A 13,933-nucleotide genomic window follows, 5' to 3' on the forward strand; every position below is an offset into this window, starting at 1 on the left:
CGACTGGCTAGTCGTCCGAGCCGGTAGCCGACGGCGGTACCTCGACGACGAAGAACAGGAAGGTGGTTTTGATCGAGAGGTCATGGAAGTCGTCGGGGAACAGCTCACGGGCAGCCGGGTCGGGCTGCGGCTCGCTGATGACGGCAAGGCGGAAACCGGCGGTGGTGAAGGCATCGGTCATCGCGTGCAATGGCTTGCGCCAGAACCTCATCGGGACGGACTGCCCGTTGAAGGTCCAGTCGAAGGTATAGCTGGTGGTCGCAAAGTAGTCGGGCCGAGGATCCTGGATTGTGTAGGCAACGAAAGGGTGGTCCACCGACGCGATCAGCCGGCCGCCGGGCCTGAGCACTCGCCGCAACTCGGCCAGCGTCGGCCCCCAGTCCTCCAGGTAGTGCAGCACCAGCGACGCGATCACGTCGTCGAACGCACCGTCGGCGAACGGCAGGCGGTCGCTCAGGTCGACCACGTGCAGGGCTACGTCGTCACCGAGCCGCCGCCTTGCCAACGCCAGCATCCCGGCGCTGGCGTCGATGCCGGTGACGACCGCACCGCGGTCGCGTAGTGCAGCGGACAGGGGGCCCGAGCCGCAACCGGCGTCCAGGATCCGACGGCCAGCCACGTCTCCGGCGAGAGCTAACATCGCGGGCCGCTCGTAGTACGCGTTCACGAGGTTGTTCTCGTTCTCCACCGAGTACGCCTCGGCGAAACCGTCGTAGTCATTCACCCGGTCCCGATCTGCAGACTGGGCGCGGCTCTCGGGCAGGTCGGTTACGCGTTCCATCGGCGCAGCCTAGTAGTCACATGATCCGCCGGACAGGCCCTAGCCCCGGCCCCGCCGGGCGGTCGTGTCTGGGACGAACTCCGAGAAGCCGTTCTCATGAAGGCGGCCATCCAGGGTGCAAAGGGTGAGCATCCGTCAGCCCGCCTCTGCCTGCCATGTGATCAATTGTCAGGGCGGTCATCAGAGGCAACAGGCACGGCGGTTGGGACGAACAAGCTCAGCCGGTAGGTGGTCGGTTGAGCCAGCCGTCCGCACAGGGTGTCCATGCGGACCGCCGTCCAGTCGATCTGCCTGTTCTCAGCTCGCAGACGCCGAACCTCATTGCGCCACCCCGACTCATCCTGAGTCTCGAAGAGCACGACCCAGCGTCCCGCCTCAGGGACGAAGCGGGCCGCAGCGCGGCGCCCCTCCCGCTCGTGTCGCTTCCTCTTCATCTGTCCAGCCACGGGTCCAGCATTACGGCAGACCATCACCCCAGCAAGGCCGTTACCCGTTTACGAGGCTCTACGCGCTGCCTGCAGCCGCACGAGCACCAACGGCCATCCATGGCGCCCCGAAACGCGCGACGTAGTGCCACACCTTCTTGACCGCCTGGGGATCGTGGTGACCGGTACGTGCGGCATCTCCGACGATGCGGGGATCGAGTACGCCGTCGACGGCGATCTGCGTGCCTCCTGGGGCACCGACTGCGGGGGTCCTGTGCGCCGCGATGACAGCGGCCTGGAGAGTCTCCGTACAAGCCTGGAGCTCCCAAGCCGATTGCTACTCAGTGTCTTTCGGGTGTCGAGTCGACGCGTAGACCAGGTGCACAGTGCGGCGAAGTTCGTCCACCAGATAGCGCACGCGGCCACCCGCCGTCACTTCGTACTCCCACTGGGGATACTCGCGCCCGCCCAGGTTCCCCGTCGCCAACCGACCGCGCAGCCGGTGTTGCCGATCCGGGTCGGCATGCGAGAGAGGATTGACGCGCAGAGCCTCGAAGCAACGTCTCGTGTTCCCCGGCGCCTCCGCGCCCAACTCGCCCCATCCTTTCGCTGCTTCATTCGTCGCGAACCGTAAACGCCATTCACCGCCGACCGGCGGTGGGGCGACGTCGTCCCCACGCTTGGGGGTCACGGCGCAACCACCTCGCCGTGGTCCTCGTCCGGCAGTCGGCGGGTGAGCTTCGCGGTCAGTTCGGGATCAGCCAAGATCCGCGCCGTCGCGCGCCACTCGACGATGACGCGGTGGAGATTGGCGTGGACATCCAGGTGGACCGCGTCCTGCGTCGCATCGACCAGTTCCCGGACGAACTGACGCACCTCATCGCCCGACAGATGACGCGCCCAAGGGAAGACCGACGGCAGCGCGAGCAGTATGGCCCGTGCCCCGCCGTCGGAGCCGATCAGCGCGGCCAAGAGGCGCGCCGTAATGTCGGCGGTCTCCTCGCGCTCCCGATCGTGCCGAGCCGTCGTCAGATACAGGTCCTCGCCGTCACGCCGAGTGATGTGCAGGCGGTGAGCCTTGTCCAGCTTCTCGGCGACGTGCTTCGAATTCTTGGAGAGCTCGGAGAACGTGACCGTAGGCGTAAGCATGCCTCGACCATACTTCGGAATATATTCCGAAGTCAACGACTCGCGGGCCCACCGCGCTCCCCCGACGACAGATTGAGGCGGCCGCGAGTCGCCGGCCCGCTAGCCCGGGATCCGGGCGCGCAGCGCCTCGGTGAACCAGTCGAGTGTCGGTGTCAGGCTTTCCGGGGCCGGCCAGGCGTTGATCAGTGCGAGCAGGTGGAGGTAGCGCTCCCTGCGAGGGTCGTTCGCCGTCTCCAGGCGGGTCAGCAGGTGGCGTCGGAGGGCGAGGTCGTCGGGGCGGGCGGTGTCGAGCGCGTACTGGGCCGTGACCGCGTCGACCACCGGGTCCGCCTCGGGCAAGGCGGGGTCGATACCGGCCGCCAGCGCCGGGGCGGCCTGGTCGCGGGCCATCGCGGCCGGCTCTCGGCGGAGGCCCAGGTCCCCGTGGGCCTCCGCCATGCGTCGTACGGCGGCGCGGAAGGAAGCGTCCTGGGACAGTTCGGCCAGCTCCACCCAGGCCTCGACCTGTTCGGTCTCGGGGTTGTCGGGCAGTTCCGGGGTCATTGAGCGCCTGATGCCCACGAAGGCGGGTTCGGCGTCCAAGCCGCCGAAGACGGTGTCGAGGAAGTCGTCGATCAGGCAGCGACGTTCGTCCTCGGAGAGCTTCGCCAGCTTGTGCATGAGCTCCAACTCCTCAGGCGTGGAGCCGCGTTTGGCCACCGCCGTCAGTACCGCGCGACGCATACCCAGCACGCGGATCTGGACTCCCAGTGCTTCGGCGTGCGCCGCGGCGACCTCGGGGAGTGAGACCTCCCGGTCCACGACCTTCCGGATCGTGGGCAGGTCCAGTCCCAGGTCACGCAGTGTCCGTACGAGGTCCAGGCGTGCGGCGGCGTCGGTGTCGTAGCGGCGGTAGCCGGCCGGGCTGCGGTCGGTCGGCGGCACGATTCCGGAGTCCGCGTAGAAGCGGATGGCCTTGACCGTCAGGCCGGTTCGCCGCGCCAGTTCGCCGATCGAGTAGAGCGTGTCGCCTTCCATGGCCTCACTCTCGCGCCTCCTCCTACGGGAGACTCAAGCCCGTTCGCCGAGATCCGTCACGCCACTCGTACCGGACGTCGGGCTCCCGCTCTTCGTTCCGGCTGCCGTCGGTGCGCTCCACCGCGACGAAGCCGTGGCTTTCGTAGAACCGTTGCGCCGGGACGTTGACCTGGAACGTCCACAGGACAAGTCCGGTCGGTGACTGCGTCTTCGCCAGTTCTACGAGACGGTTGCCGATGCCGCGGCCCTGCCAAGGCGGATCAACGTAGAGCTGGTCCAGCTCCTCGCCGTCGAGGACCAGCATGCCGACGACGGAGTCGTCGACGATCGCCACCCAGGTCTCCTGGGTCGGCACCACCACGTGCCGGAACCAGGCTCGGACCTCCTGGTCGGTGTGGGCTCGGCGCACGCTGGGCAGCGCCGCCGCGAAGGAGCGCAGCCACACGTCGGCTACCGCGGGTGCGTCGGTGTCGGCGGCGCGGCGAATCACTAGGTTGTTGATCTCCACGGCAGCGGATCCTCGCAGCATCGCGCCTCCGCCGCACACGAGTTCTGAGCCCTCAGGCGAGCAGCAGCTCTGCCCACACCGTCTTGCCGACCGTCCGGTCCTTCGTTCCCCACGACGCCGCGAGCGCCTCGACGAGCAGCAAGCCACGTCCCGTCTCGGAGTCCGCAGCCGGCGGCCTCGGTTCCGGTTCTCGGTCGCCGCGCGCGTCGGAGACCTCGATACGGAGGGTGTCCGCGGCGAGCGTGAGGCGCAGTTCGAAGTCGCGGCCGGGAACGCGGGCGTGGGTGACCGCGTTCGCCGCCAGCTCAGCCACGATGAGCGCGGCCGCGTCGGAGGCGTCGGTGCCGTACGGGACGCCCCAGCCGTCGAGTTGGTGCACCGCGAGGTGGCGGGCCAGTCGGGCTCCTCGGCGCGTGGCGCTGAAGCGTTGCGCGAACTCGACCGTGGGGGTGGTGGTTTCGGCTTTCATGTCACCGAGCGTGTCCGGTCGCCCCTACCCTGACCAGAGACAACTACGCGACGGAGCGTAATCGTACGGTTGCGGCGGGCGCGCCGTACGGACCGTCGGCCGTGACCAAGGGCGGTACGCGCATGACCGATGTGGAACGCGAAGAACGGCCGGAACGACCGTCCGAAGTGGACGGCACAGCCCACCTCTTCAGGACGCTCGGGAAACAGATCAAGGTCCTGCGCGAACAGGCCGGGATGAGCCAGAAGCAACTCGGCAGGGCCGCGCACTGTGGTGAGGACCTGATCTCCGCGATGGAGCGGGCCGTACGGACTCCGCAGCCCGAATTCCTGGAGCGGGCGGATGACTTGCTGTCGGCGGGCGGCGTACTCAAGGCGGCGGTGGAGGATGTACGGGAGGCGCAGGCGAAGGCGCGCACGCGGCATCCGGACTGGTTCCGGGACTATGCGCGGGCTGAGTCGGAGGCCGTCGCGCTGCACGTCTACAGCGCTCAGGCTGTCCATGGCCTGCTCCAGACCGAGGAGTACGCCCGGGCGGTCTTCACTCAACGGCGACCTCTCTTGGACGAGGAGACCGTCGAAAAGCGCGTAACTGACCGGCTCGCCCGCCAGCAGATCTTCGAGCGCTGGCCCCTGCCGACCTTCAGCTACGTGCTGGAGGAAGCCTTGCTCCACCGTCCGATCGGCGGACGGGCCGCCCACGAGCGCCAGCTGCGCCAGTTGCTGCGGTTCGGTCGGCTACGGAACGTAGAGCTCCAGGTGATGCCGATGGACAGGGAGGAACACCCCAGCCTGGGTGGCCCGTTCAATCTCCTGACTCCCAAGGGGCGGCAGCAGGTTGCGTACATTGAGATCCAGGGATACCCGCGGCTGATCACCGACCCGGACGAGGTCCGCATCTTCACCGAACGCTATGGCATCATCCGGGCGCAGGCTCTCACCCCACGGGAGTCTCTGTCCCTGATCGAGAAGATGCTGGGAGAAGAATGAATACAACGGAACTCGGCTGGTTCAAGAGCAGCTACAGCGACGGCGAAGGCGGCGACTGCGTCGAGGTCGCCCCCACCCCCGCCGCCATCCACGTCCGCGACTCCAAGCACCCCACCGGCCCCCAGCTCGCCGTCACCCCCACCACCTGGGCGACGTTCGTCAGGTCCGTGCGTGTCTGAGTGACGTCGGCGTCGGGCGCTCGGCAAGGTCGGGGCATATGAAGTCGCCACGGCTGATCATCCTCGCCGCGCTGTCCGTCGCCGCCCTCGTCCCCGCGTCCGCGTACGGGCAACCCCGGACCGGTGCCCCCACGGTCCAGGCGCCCGGGGCAAGCCCGGGCTACACGTACTGCCCGTACTCGTCCAGCACCCGCAGCACCTCGCCCTCGCCCGCCGGCGGGAGCTGCAGCACGACTTCCTCCACACCCAGTTCCGCGTAGTGCGCGATCTTGCCGGGGCTCGGCAGGACCGCGTACGGGACGATCTCCAGCGCGCCCGGGTCGCGGCCCGCCGACTCCCACACCGAGCGGAGCACGGGGACGGATTCCGTCAGGCCGCGGCCGCCGATCGGCATCCAGCCGTCCGCGTACTCGGCGATGTGGGAGAAGAGCTTCGGGCCGGCCGCGCCGCCGATCAGTGTCCGCGGGGCGTCGCCGCCCGGCCTCGGGACCGGCTTCGGGTAGGCGTACGAGGCGCGTACGGAGCCGTACTCGCCCTTGTACGCCGTCGGTTCCGCCGCCCACAGCGCCCGCATCAGCGCCATCCGGTCCCGGCCGAGTTCCCGGCGGGTCGACCACTCGACGCCGTGGTCCGCCGCCTCCTCCTTGTTCCAGCCGAAGCCGACGCCGAGCGTGAAGCGGCCGCCCGAGAGGAAGTCAAGGGTCGCGATCTGCTTCGCCAGGTCGATCGGGTCGTGCTGGGCGACGAGCGTGATGCCCGTGCCCAGGACGAGGTCTGAGGTGACCGCCGCCGCCTGGCCGAGGGCCACGAACGGGTCGAGTGTGCGGCCGTACTCCGGGGGCAGTTCGCCGCCCGCGGGGTACGGGGTCGTGCGGTCCACCGGGATGTGTGTGTGCTCCGGCAGGTAGAGCCCACCGAATCCGCGTTCCTCCAGCTCGCGCGCGAGCCGTACCGGCGTGATCGTCTCGTCCGTGAGAAAGATCGTGGTCGAGATCCGCATACGGAATCCTCCGTCATCGTCTCTGGTGACGGAGCCAAACGTATGCCGTACGGTGCCACATGCCGAGAGCCCGGCATCAACGGGGAGGATCCACATCATGATGCGACTGCGCGTCGCCACCACCGCAGTTGTGCTGTCAGGAGCGCTGCTCGCCGGAGCGCCCGCCGCTTCTGCCGCGTACGCACCCACCGCGTACGCACCCACCGCGGCCGTCGCCCAGCAGAGCACCACGGCCGCCGCGCCCGGGACCGGGGCGTCCTTCGCTCAGGCCCCGATGGCAGTGAACACCGTCAGCAAGGACCGCAAGAGCAAGAAGAAGAAAAAGAAGAAGGGCGGCCTCTCGTCCGGTCTGGTCTTTGGCCTGATCATCGTCATCGTGGTGATCGTCGTCATCGCGTTGCTGGCGGCCCGGCGCAAGCGCAGCAGCGACTAGGCACTGGCCGGGCCTGCCCGGTAGGTACCGGCGGAGGCGTGCCCGGACGATCCGTTCGGGCACGCCCGCCGCACAGAATCATCACGGTTTGGCCGAATCCTCGCCCGAAAACTGACCAACCGCTTAGCATGTGGCTTTCCTGTACGGGTGACGCCGGCCTCCAAACGTCGGCGGTTGTCTCCGCGCTGTTGGAGGGCCCATGCACACCAGTCCCGTCGCCGGTCTCGTGGACACGTCTCTCGCGGACATGTCCCCTCTCGGCCTCTTCGACCATGCCTGCCGCCGCCTCCTCGAGCGCGGCCAGGAGTTCACCGACACCGTGTTGCACAAGATCCGGACCGAGGTGCCGTACTACGCCGACCCCGTGCTCGCACCCTCCGACCTGCGGCGGTCCGTGGACACCGGGATACGCCACGCGCTGGAGGCCGCCCTGGACCCGGGCCGGATCGTGGACGTCGAGCGGTACACGAGGGAGCTCGGCATACGACGCGCGGAGGAGGGCCGTCCCCTCGACGAGGTGCTGCACGCCTACCGGGTCGCGGGCTCGGAGTGCTGGAGCGGAGTCGTCAGCGCCGTGGAGCGGGACGGGATCGGCGATGCGCGTCAGCTGGTGCACGTGGCCGAGGTGGTGTGGAAACACAACGACCGCGACGCGGTCATGCTCGCCGACGCCTACCGGCAGGTCGCCAAGGGTGTCGCCAGCCGGCACACGGAACGAGTCCGGCTGATCCTCGCCGCACTGCTGGAGACCCAGAACGAACCCGCGTTCACCCGGGACGCGGCCACGATCCTCGATCTGCCGATCGACGGACGCTTCGCGGTGGCGGTGGTGAGGGCCATGCCACCGTACGGTCACGTTCCGGACGGCGTCCCGGACGTGCGCGGTGTCCGGATCCTGCGCCAGACCCGTGGGCCGCGCGATGTGCTCGTCGCCCACCTCGGCGACCTTCCGCTGGACGCGTTCGTCTCCGGGCTGGTCCCGGGCCCGGGCCTTCGTATCGGCATCAGCCCGGTCGTCCAGGGCCTCGACAGCCTGCCCCGGGCGCGGGACATGGCCGACCTCGCCGTCGACACCTGCCGCTTCGACGGTGAGATCGCCCGGCTCGACTCCCGCCTGCCCGACGGGCTGCTGGTCTCGCGGCCCGACCTGTCCGCCGCACTGGCCCACCAGGTGCTGCGGCCCATGTACGACCTGGAACCCGCCGACCGCGACACCCTCTTCGACACCCTCCGTATCTGGATCGAGAACGGCGGCTCCGCCGCCCACGCCGCCCGGCACATGTACTGCCATCGCAATACGGTGCTCAACCGCCTGCGGCGCTTCGAGCAGATCACCGGGATGGTGCTGTCACGGCCCCGCGATCTGGTGCAGCTCACCCTCGCGCTCGACGCGCACCTGCTGCTCGGACCGGCCGTCGCACTCGGCACCGGCGGCGCCGGCTACGAGTGAGTGGGCATCAGCACACTGATCTCGTGGCGCCATTGGGAGTGCACAACGGCGGCTGCACGACGCCTGGCCGAGCACTGTCGCGCGTGTTCTGGTGAGCCCCCGGCTCAGGGAACTGCCCACGCCCGCCAGGAGACCGCCATGGCCCACGAGCACGCCCACCATCTGCATCAGCGTCCCCGGCCACCCCGCCCAGGCAGGTCCTTCGCCCTGGTCAACGGCCTGACCCTCGGCGTACATCTGGTACTCGCCTGCTCCGCCGCCGACTTCATGGGTGAACGTCTCTGGGGAGAGACCAGTGTCGGCATGCTGGCACTCCTCCTCCAGGGATTCCTGCTGCTGTGGACGGCGGCGCGCTACGACCGCCGCAAGGACGAACGCGCGCCGCACGAGCTGGACGTGGAGCAGTACCGATGAACGCCGACATCCTGCCGGCCGCGCCCGGCCTCCTGGACACCGACACTCGTGCGCTGGTCCTCGCGGGCTTCCTCGCGTTCATCGTGCCGATCCTGTTCATCTGCGTTCTCAGCGGCCCCGAGAGAGACCGGGTCAACGACTTCTACACAGCCAGTCGCAGACTGCGTCCCGTGCGGGGAGCTCTCGTACTGTCCGGCGTCTACCTGTCCGCCGCCACCGTGCTCGGCACCACCGGAAGCGTCGCGGTCTTCGGCTACGACGGCCTGTTCATCGCCTTGTGCACGGTGCTGTCGCTCGGCGTACTCCTCCTGCTCGCCACTCCCCTGCGCGAGCGCGCCGGCTACACGCTGGGAGACACCTTCGCGCTGCGGACTCCTGGGCCCGCCGTGAGGATCGCCGCCGCCGTCGTGACCTTGAGCGCCTGCGTGCCCTATCTGGTCGTGCAGCTCTCCGGTGCGGGAGTGACCACCACGGCGCTGCTGGGACTGTCCGGTCCCGGCGCGGAACAGACGGCCGTCGTCATGATCGGCCTCTTGGTCGTCTGCGCCACGGTGTTCGGCGGCATGCGCGGCACGGTCGTGATTCAGGTGATCAAGACGGTGGTGCTGCTCGGCGCCGCTCTCGCTGTGACTGCCGTACTGCTCCATCGCTTTCACTGGAGCACCGACTCCCTGGTCGATGCCGCCGGACGGGGCAGCGGCCGTCCCGCCGGCTATATGCAACCCGGCCTGCGGTTCGCGGGCAGCACCGGAGCGGTGGGCACGCTCGACTTCATCGGCCTGATGATCACCATCGTGCTCGGTGTGGCCTGCCTGCCCCACGTCGCCCTGCAACTCAACACCGCTCCCGACGCGGCCACGGCCCGCCGCACGGTGCGCCACACCATCGGCATCGTCGGCGCTTTCTGCCTCACCACTGCCCTGATGGGCATGGCGGCCGCCGCGTTGATCGGCGCTCCGGCGATCATGGCGGCGGATCCGGGAGGCAACAGCACCCTGCTGCTGCTCACCAGCGAGCTGGCGGGCGGTCCGTCCACCGACGCGGACGGAGCATTTCTCGTCGTGCTGGTCTCCTCAGCCGTGTTCCTCACCACGCTGGCGGTCGTGGCGAGCGTGACGCTGGCGGCCGCCGGGGCGATCGCCCACGACCTGTACACACACGTCCTGCGCCGTGGACGCACCACCGAGGGCCGAGAGGTGGCCGCCGCACGCCTGGCATCCGCCGGCATCGGAGTGCTGAGCATCGGTCTGGCGGTCTGGGTCCAGGGGTGGAACGTGCTGTTCCTGTCGGCTCTCTCCCTCGCCGTGGCGGCCTCCTGCCTGCTTCCTGCGCTGGTGTACTCCCTGTTCTGGAGCGGCTACACGCGAACCGGCCTGCTCTGGACGCTGTACGGAGGCCTGTTCGGCGCCATCGGACTCCAGATCTCCGGCCCGGTCTTCTCCGGAAGCCCCATGGCGCTCTTCCCCGACTGGCACCTCAACTGGTTCCCGCTCCAGACGGTGGTCCTCGTGTCGATGCCCGCGGCCTTCCTTCTGGGCGCGGTGGGCAGCCTCGTGGGAAAGCGGCGGATGCGGGCGGTCGCAGCGCCCGCCGGGGTCTGAGTTCGGACAGAACACCGCCGCAACGGCCGGAAACCCTCCCCGAAAGGCGGTCGCAACCTGCGAACACCCTTCCCTTGCACGGCAGTTCACGGCTCAATACGAGGGTTTGAGTACACCACTCCTGTCCCTCTCACCCACCCGGGGAGCCGACGGCATGTGCAACGACGGACACGTAGACCAGGCGATGGGAAGGCGCGGACTGCTCGTGACGGGAGCAGCCGCGGCCCTTACGTTGGGCACTGTGAGCTTCGTCAACGCGGCGCCCAGCAGCGCCGCCGACAACAGCGGCGATCACACGAAGGTCGTCCGCGGCACGCTGCCGCCCGGCTCCCCGGACTTCGCGTATCTCCCGGTCGAGATCCCCCGCGGGGTGCGCGAGCTCCATGTCTCGTACACGTACGAGAGGCCGGTCGTCCCCGCCGGGACGCAGGGCAACGCGCTCGACATCGGCATCTTCGACGAGCGCGGCACCGAGCTCGGCGGGAAGGGCTTCCGCGGCTGGTCGGGCGGCGCGCGCACGGAGTTCTTCATCCGGACGGACGAAGCCACACCCGGCTACATCCCGGGACCGGTCAGGCACGGGACCTGGAACATCGCGCTCGGTCCGTACACCGTCGCGCCGCAGGGTCTCGCGTACGAGGTGACCATCACGCTCCGGTACGGCGCGCCCGCGCCCGCGCTCAAGCCGGTCTATCCGCCGGAGCGGGCGAAGGGGCGGGGCCGTGCGTGGTACCGGGGCGACTGCCATCTGCACTCCTGGTACTCGGACGGGCGGCGCACGCCCGCCGAGATCGCCGCGCTCGCGCGGGCCGCGGGGCTCGACTTCATCAACTCCTCCGAGCACAACACCCACTCCGCGCATGCCCACTGGGCGGACGTCGCGGGCGACGACCTGCTGATCCTGACGGGTGAGGAGGTCACCACGCGCAACGGGCACGTGGTGGCGCTCGGCACCGATCCGGGGACGTTCGTGGACTGGCGGTACCGGGCCAAGGACAACCGTTTCGGCCACTACGCGCGGGAGATCCGGAAGGCGGGCGGGCTCGTCGTCCCGGCGCATCCGCACGCCACATGCATCGGCTGCAACTGGAAGTTCGGCTTCGGCGAGGCGGACGCGGTGGAGGTGTGGAACGGCGCGTACACGCCGGACGACGAGGTGTCGCTCGCGGCCTGGGACAACACGCTGGTGTCGTCCGCACGCTCCGGACGGCGCTGGACCCCGGCGATGGGCAACAGCGACGCGCACCGCGACCCGGACCCGATCGGCACACCGCAGACCGTCGTACTCGCCGACGATCTGACGCGCGAGGCGATCCTCGAAGGGATCAGGGCGGGCCGCAGCTATGTCGCCGAGTCGAAGGCGATCACGCTCGCGTTCTCGGCGGCGGGCGGCCGCGGAAAGCACGCGGGCATCGGCGAACGGCTCCGCGTCGACGACGACACTCCGGTGACGGTCCGCCTGGAGGTCACGGGCGCGCCGGGCTGCTCGGTCCGCTTCGTCACGGACCAGGGCGTGCTGCACACGGCGGCGCTGCCGGCGTCGGGGGCGGGGACGGTGGAGTGGGGTACGACGCCGGAGTACGCGACGTATGTTCGCGCGGAGGTCCGGCGGGCACCCGTGGTACCGGGGCTGCCGGGGCCGCTGGCGGCGTTCACGAACCCGGTGTTCCTCGGGGAGTGATCTCCTGAACCGGCCTCTTGAGTACGCGTATTGAGTCCGTGCGCTGTGTACGCGTACTCACAGGCCGCGCCTCTTGCACGGTCACACTGAGCGCACCGAAGAGAGAGGCCACCGGTCATGCGGAAGTTCGCGCCTATCCACGCTGCGGCGGGGATGCTCACCGCGCTCCTCGCCACGGGCTGCTCGATGCAGGACGCCGTCTGCGGCGGCGGTGAGTACCCGGTCAAGGCGGTCGGCAACACCACCGGCAGGACGTGCGTGCCGGACGGCGAGGAACCGCCGGACGGGTATGTGCGCTACCCGGAAGGGAAGGTGCCGGAGCACGTGGACGACAAGTGGGACAAGTACTGGAGCGAGGTCGTCGTCGACGAGAACGGCGACATCGTCAAGGACTGACGTCGCCCTGCGGCCGGCGGACCTCGAAGTGGAAGCAGCCGTACTCCACCGCCCGCACATGCACCAACGCCACCTGCGGGTCGGCGAAGGCCTCTGCGAAAGCCGCGTCGAAGCCTTCCGCGGCCGCTTCCGGGATTTCCAGGAGGCGGCCGCCGACGATGTGGCCGTCGGCGTCGTAGCGGCGCAGCGTGCGCAGGGCGCCGGGACGGGCGAAGGGGTAGCCGTCACCGTCTGCCGGGCCCTCGCACTCGTCGGCGTGGATGAAGACGGGACCCTGCTCGTCGTACGCACCGGGCTTGGCCCAGGTCTCGGCGGCCCAGCGGCGCAGCGGCGCGTACGACACGAGCGCGATCCGCTCGCCGACGGCGCTCGGCCGAAGGCAGCAGCGCAGCGGCGCGCCGCCTTCGGTGTCGACGAACGGGACGCAGGGACGGCCCGCGTCGTCGGTGTCGCGGAGTTGCGTGAGCGCGGCGGACTCGATGGGACGTGCGGCCCAGAGTGCGGTGGGTGTGGTGTCTGTCGCGTGTGTCATGGGTCCAGCGTGGTGGGCCCGGCGCTTGGAATCCGGCGGGAATCGGACATCACGTTCGAGGGGCGGGGCCGGTCGGGACCGGACCGAGGATTCCGCGGCCCCCGTGGAGCGCGGATCACTCGGACGAGTGATCAACCCCAACTGGACTGGCGCATATGCCACTTCGCGGTGCAGGCTCGGCCACAACAACCCCAGAAACGCTACGGCCCCCGGCCGGGACGGCAATCCCGATCGAGGGCCTCACCACCCAGGAAGAGAACGCTTCCCGATGGCTGAGCCGCAGCTTAACGCGCCCCCATGTGCGCCACATCCCGTTCCTACGTCCGGCGTACGGGACAACATGACCCCTCCCCAGAGCCAGACTTCCAGCCGCGCAAAGTGTACACTTCTGTACATGAGTGAGACGCTGCCCATGACCGAAGCCCGCGCACGATTCGGCTCCCTGGTCCGCCGGGCCTCTCACGCCCGGGAGCGCATCACCATCACCGACCACGGCCAGCCGGCGGCCATCCTGATCAACCCACAGGAACTGGCCGACCTGGAGGACGCGCTCGCACTCGCGGAGTATCGAGTCGAGCAAATGACCGGAGCCTTCGTCGGCGTCGCTCATGAAGAGGTCCGCTCCCGGCTCGGCCTGGAGCATGGGTGACCTACGAGATCATCTGGCGCCTGCAGGCCACTGACGTCGCGACACGTTTCCTCAAGGACGATCCAGATGGTCTGAGACAAGTCTTCGCGGCCGTCGACCTGCTGGCCGGTGACCCCCGTCCCCCCGGCACAGCCGAGTACGGCTCCCCCGACTTGCGGCGTATGCACGTCGGCATGTACCGCCTGCTGTACGAGATCGCCGATGCGACCATCACCATCGTGATCATCCACATCGGCCGCCTCGGCTGAAACCGGCGGGCG

The 13,933-nt window shown here is 69.2% G+C and carries 18 protein-coding genes and 1 pseudogene; 10 read left to right on the forward strand and 9 right to left on the reverse strand.

Annotated features, from left to right (window positions below; genetic code table 11):
* Window positions 1-7: 7 nt before the first annotated feature.
* From ACH4YL_RS21780 to ACH4YL_RS21810, 7 genes and pseudogenes are all read right to left on the reverse strand, one after another.
* Window positions 8-781 carry a class I SAM-dependent methyltransferase gene (locus ACH4YL_RS21780; RefSeq protein ID WP_398509037.1) on the reverse strand — a complete coding sequence of 258 codons (774 nt, stop codon included), beginning with the start codon at window positions 779-781 and terminating at the stop codon, window positions 8-10.
* A 504-nt stretch (window positions 782-1,285) separates the two neighbouring features.
* Window positions 1,286-1,453 (reverse strand): annotated as a pseudogene (locus ACH4YL_RS21785) (DUF3626 domain-containing protein); the annotation flags it as partial.
* Between the two features lie 90 nt (window positions 1,454-1,543).
* Window positions 1,544-1,897, reverse strand: coding sequence for a hypothetical protein (locus ACH4YL_RS21790; protein WP_398509038.1), 354 nt, complete (start codon window positions 1,895-1,897; stop codon window positions 1,544-1,546).
* Window positions 1,894-2,355, reverse strand: a complete 462-nt coding sequence (locus ACH4YL_RS21795; protein ID WP_398509039.1) for a prevent-host-death family protein — start codon at window positions 2,353-2,355, stop codon at window positions 1,894-1,896. Before ACH4YL_RS21795 ends, ACH4YL_RS21790 begins: the two co-directional genes overlap by 4 nt.
* 99 nt (window positions 2,356-2,454) lie before the next feature.
* Window positions 2,455-3,372, reverse strand: coding sequence for a MerR family transcriptional regulator (locus ACH4YL_RS21800; protein WP_398509040.1), 918 nt, complete (start codon window positions 3,370-3,372; stop codon window positions 2,455-2,457).
* Window positions 3,373-3,394: 22 nt separating this feature from the next.
* Entirely contained in the window at window positions 3,395-3,880 is a 486-nt protein-coding gene (locus tag ACH4YL_RS21805) for a GNAT family N-acetyltransferase (RefSeq protein ID WP_398509041.1), read from the reverse strand.
* A 52-nt stretch (window positions 3,881-3,932) separates the two neighbouring features.
* The gene (locus tag ACH4YL_RS21810; protein WP_398509042.1) at window positions 3,933-4,349 is read right to left on the reverse strand and encodes an ATP-binding protein; all 417 of its coding nucleotides are present in this window, start codon (window positions 4,347-4,349) and stop codon (window positions 3,933-3,935) included.
* Between the two features lie 122 nt (window positions 4,350-4,471).
* Here ACH4YL_RS21810 and ACH4YL_RS21815 point away from each other — a divergent pair, with 122 nt between their 5' ends.
* Together ACH4YL_RS21815 and ACH4YL_RS21820 are read left to right on the forward strand one after the other, a co-directional pair.
* Window positions 4,472-5,338, forward strand: a complete 867-nt coding sequence (locus tag ACH4YL_RS21815) for a Scr1 family TA system antitoxin-like transcriptional regulator (protein ID WP_398509043.1) — start codon at window positions 4,472-4,474, stop codon at window positions 5,336-5,338.
* Window positions 5,335-5,517 (forward strand): DUF397 domain-containing protein, encoded by a 183-nt coding sequence (locus ACH4YL_RS21820; protein WP_398509044.1) that lies wholly within the window; start codon window positions 5,335-5,337, stop codon window positions 5,515-5,517. Before ACH4YL_RS21815 ends, ACH4YL_RS21820 begins: the two co-directional genes overlap by 4 nt.
* A gap of 160 nt (window positions 5,518-5,677) precedes the next feature.
* Here ACH4YL_RS21820 and ACH4YL_RS21825 read toward each other — a convergent pair whose 3' ends face one another.
* Window positions 5,678-6,517, reverse strand: a complete 840-nt coding sequence (locus ACH4YL_RS21825) for an LLM class F420-dependent oxidoreductase (RefSeq protein ID WP_398509045.1) — start codon at window positions 6,515-6,517, stop codon at window positions 5,678-5,680.
* Between the two features lie 97 nt (window positions 6,518-6,614).
* Between ACH4YL_RS21825 and ACH4YL_RS21830 the strand changes: the two genes are divergently transcribed.
* The 6 genes from ACH4YL_RS21830 (at window position 6,615) to ACH4YL_RS21855 (ending at window position 12,492) form a co-directional block, all read left to right on the forward strand.
* A complete protein-coding gene (locus ACH4YL_RS21830; protein WP_398509046.1) occupies window positions 6,615-6,950 on the forward strand; it encodes a hypothetical protein in 336 nt (111 codons plus the stop codon).
* 199 nt (window positions 6,951-7,149) lie between these two features.
* Window positions 7,150-8,400: a PucR family transcriptional regulator gene (locus tag ACH4YL_RS21835; protein WP_398509047.1), complete on the forward strand. Its 1,251-nt coding sequence runs from the start codon at window positions 7,150-7,152 to the stop codon at window positions 8,398-8,400.
* A 138-nt stretch (window positions 8,401-8,538) separates the two neighbouring features.
* Window positions 8,539-8,814, forward strand: coding sequence for a hypothetical protein (locus tag ACH4YL_RS21840; RefSeq protein ID WP_398509048.1), 276 nt, complete (start codon window positions 8,539-8,541; stop codon window positions 8,812-8,814).
* Window positions 8,811-10,415 carry a cation acetate symporter gene (locus ACH4YL_RS21845; protein WP_398509049.1) on the forward strand — a complete coding sequence of 535 codons (1,605 nt, stop codon included), beginning with the start codon at window positions 8,811-8,813 and terminating at the stop codon, window positions 10,413-10,415. Before ACH4YL_RS21840 ends, ACH4YL_RS21845 begins: the two co-directional genes overlap by 4 nt.
* A 154-nt stretch (window positions 10,416-10,569) precedes the next feature.
* Window positions 10,570-12,096, forward strand: coding sequence for a CehA/McbA family metallohydrolase (locus ACH4YL_RS21850; RefSeq protein ID WP_398509050.1), 1,527 nt, complete (start codon window positions 10,570-10,572; stop codon window positions 12,094-12,096).
* A gap of 117 nt (window positions 12,097-12,213) precedes the next feature.
* On the forward strand, window positions 12,214-12,492 hold the full coding sequence (locus ACH4YL_RS21855; RefSeq protein ID WP_398509051.1) for an SCO0607 family lipoprotein: 279 nt from the start codon (window positions 12,214-12,216) through the stop codon (window positions 12,490-12,492).
* On the opposite strand, the gene ACH4YL_RS21860 is transcribed toward ACH4YL_RS21855, so the two are convergent.
* On the reverse strand, window positions 12,482-13,024 hold the full coding sequence (locus ACH4YL_RS21860) for a DUF1203 domain-containing protein (RefSeq protein WP_398509052.1): 543 nt from the start codon (window positions 13,022-13,024) through the stop codon (window positions 12,482-12,484). The genes ACH4YL_RS21855 and ACH4YL_RS21860 overlap by 11 nt on opposite strands.
* A gap of 394 nt (window positions 13,025-13,418) precedes the next feature.
* Here ACH4YL_RS21860 and ACH4YL_RS21865 point away from each other — a divergent pair, with 394 nt between their 5' ends.
* Together ACH4YL_RS21865 and ACH4YL_RS21870 are read left to right on the forward strand one after the other, a co-directional pair.
* Window positions 13,419-13,673 (forward strand): type II toxin-antitoxin system Phd/YefM family antitoxin, encoded by a 255-nt coding sequence (locus ACH4YL_RS21865; RefSeq protein ID WP_398509053.1) that lies wholly within the window; start codon window positions 13,419-13,421, stop codon window positions 13,671-13,673.
* Window positions 13,670-13,921 carry a type II toxin-antitoxin system RelE/ParE family toxin gene (locus tag ACH4YL_RS21870; protein WP_398509054.1) on the forward strand — a complete coding sequence of 84 codons (252 nt, stop codon included), beginning with the start codon at window positions 13,670-13,672 and terminating at the stop codon, window positions 13,919-13,921. Before ACH4YL_RS21865 ends, ACH4YL_RS21870 begins: the two co-directional genes overlap by 4 nt.
* Window positions 13,922-13,933 lie beyond the last annotated feature (12 nt).

The sequence above is a fragment of the Streptomyces sp. NPDC020681 genome, from assembly GCF_044334895.1.
Lineage (GTDB): Bacteria > Actinomycetota > Actinomycetes > Streptomycetales > Streptomycetaceae > Streptomyces.

What these genes read in the sequence shown, in the direction of transcription:
- ACH4YL_RS21855 (WP_398509051.1), top strand. Translation starts at nt 12,214, where the DNA reads ATGCGGAAGTTCGCGCCTATCCACGCTGCGGCGGGGATGCTCACCGCG.
- ACH4YL_RS21845 (WP_398509049.1), top strand. Translation starts at nt 8,811, where the DNA reads ATGAACGCCGACATCCTGCCGGCCGCGCCCGGCCTCCTGGACACCGAC.
- ACH4YL_RS21840 (WP_398509048.1), top strand. Translation starts at nt 8,539, where the DNA reads ATGGCCCACGAGCACGCCCACCATCTGCATCAGCGTCCCCGGCCACCC.
- ACH4YL_RS21835 (WP_398509047.1), top strand. Translation starts at nt 7,150, where the DNA reads ATGCACACCAGTCCCGTCGCCGGTCTCGTGGACACGTCTCTCGCGGAC.
- ACH4YL_RS21830 (WP_398509046.1), top strand. Translation starts at nt 6,615, where the DNA reads ATGATGCGACTGCGCGTCGCCACCACCGCAGTTGTGCTGTCAGGAGCG.
- ACH4YL_RS21815 (WP_398509043.1), top strand. Translation starts at nt 4,472, where the DNA reads ATGACCGATGTGGAACGCGAAGAACGGCCGGAACGACCGTCCGAAGTG.
- ACH4YL_RS21820 (WP_398509044.1), top strand. Translation starts at nt 5,335, where the DNA reads ATGAATACAACGGAACTCGGCTGGTTCAAGAGCAGCTACAGCGACGGC.
- ACH4YL_RS21810 (WP_398509042.1), bottom strand. Translation starts at nt 4,349, where the DNA reads ATGAAAGCCGAAACCACCACCCCCACGGTCGAGTTCGCGCAACGCTTC.
- ACH4YL_RS21860 (WP_398509052.1), bottom strand. Translation starts at nt 13,024, where the DNA reads ATGACACACGCGACAGACACCACACCCACCGCACTCTGGGCCGCACGT.
- ACH4YL_RS21800 (WP_398509040.1), bottom strand. Translation starts at nt 3,372, where the DNA reads ATGGAAGGCGACACGCTCTACTCGATCGGCGAACTGGCGCGGCGAACC.
- ACH4YL_RS21825 (WP_398509045.1), bottom strand. Translation starts at nt 6,517, where the DNA reads ATGCGGATCTCGACCACGATCTTTCTCACGGACGAGACGATCACGCCG.
- ACH4YL_RS21780 (WP_398509037.1), bottom strand. Translation starts at nt 781, where the DNA reads ATGGAACGCGTAACCGACCTGCCCGAGAGCCGCGCCCAGTCTGCAGAT.
- ACH4YL_RS21795 (WP_398509039.1), bottom strand. Translation starts at nt 2,355, where the DNA reads ATGCTTACGCCTACGGTCACGTTCTCCGAGCTCTCCAAGAATTCGAAG.
- ACH4YL_RS21850 (WP_398509050.1), top strand. Translation starts at nt 10,570, where the DNA reads ATGTGCAACGACGGACACGTAGACCAGGCGATGGGAAGGCGCGGACTG.
- ACH4YL_RS21865 (WP_398509053.1), top strand. Translation starts at nt 13,419, where the DNA reads ATGAGTGAGACGCTGCCCATGACCGAAGCCCGCGCACGATTCGGCTCC.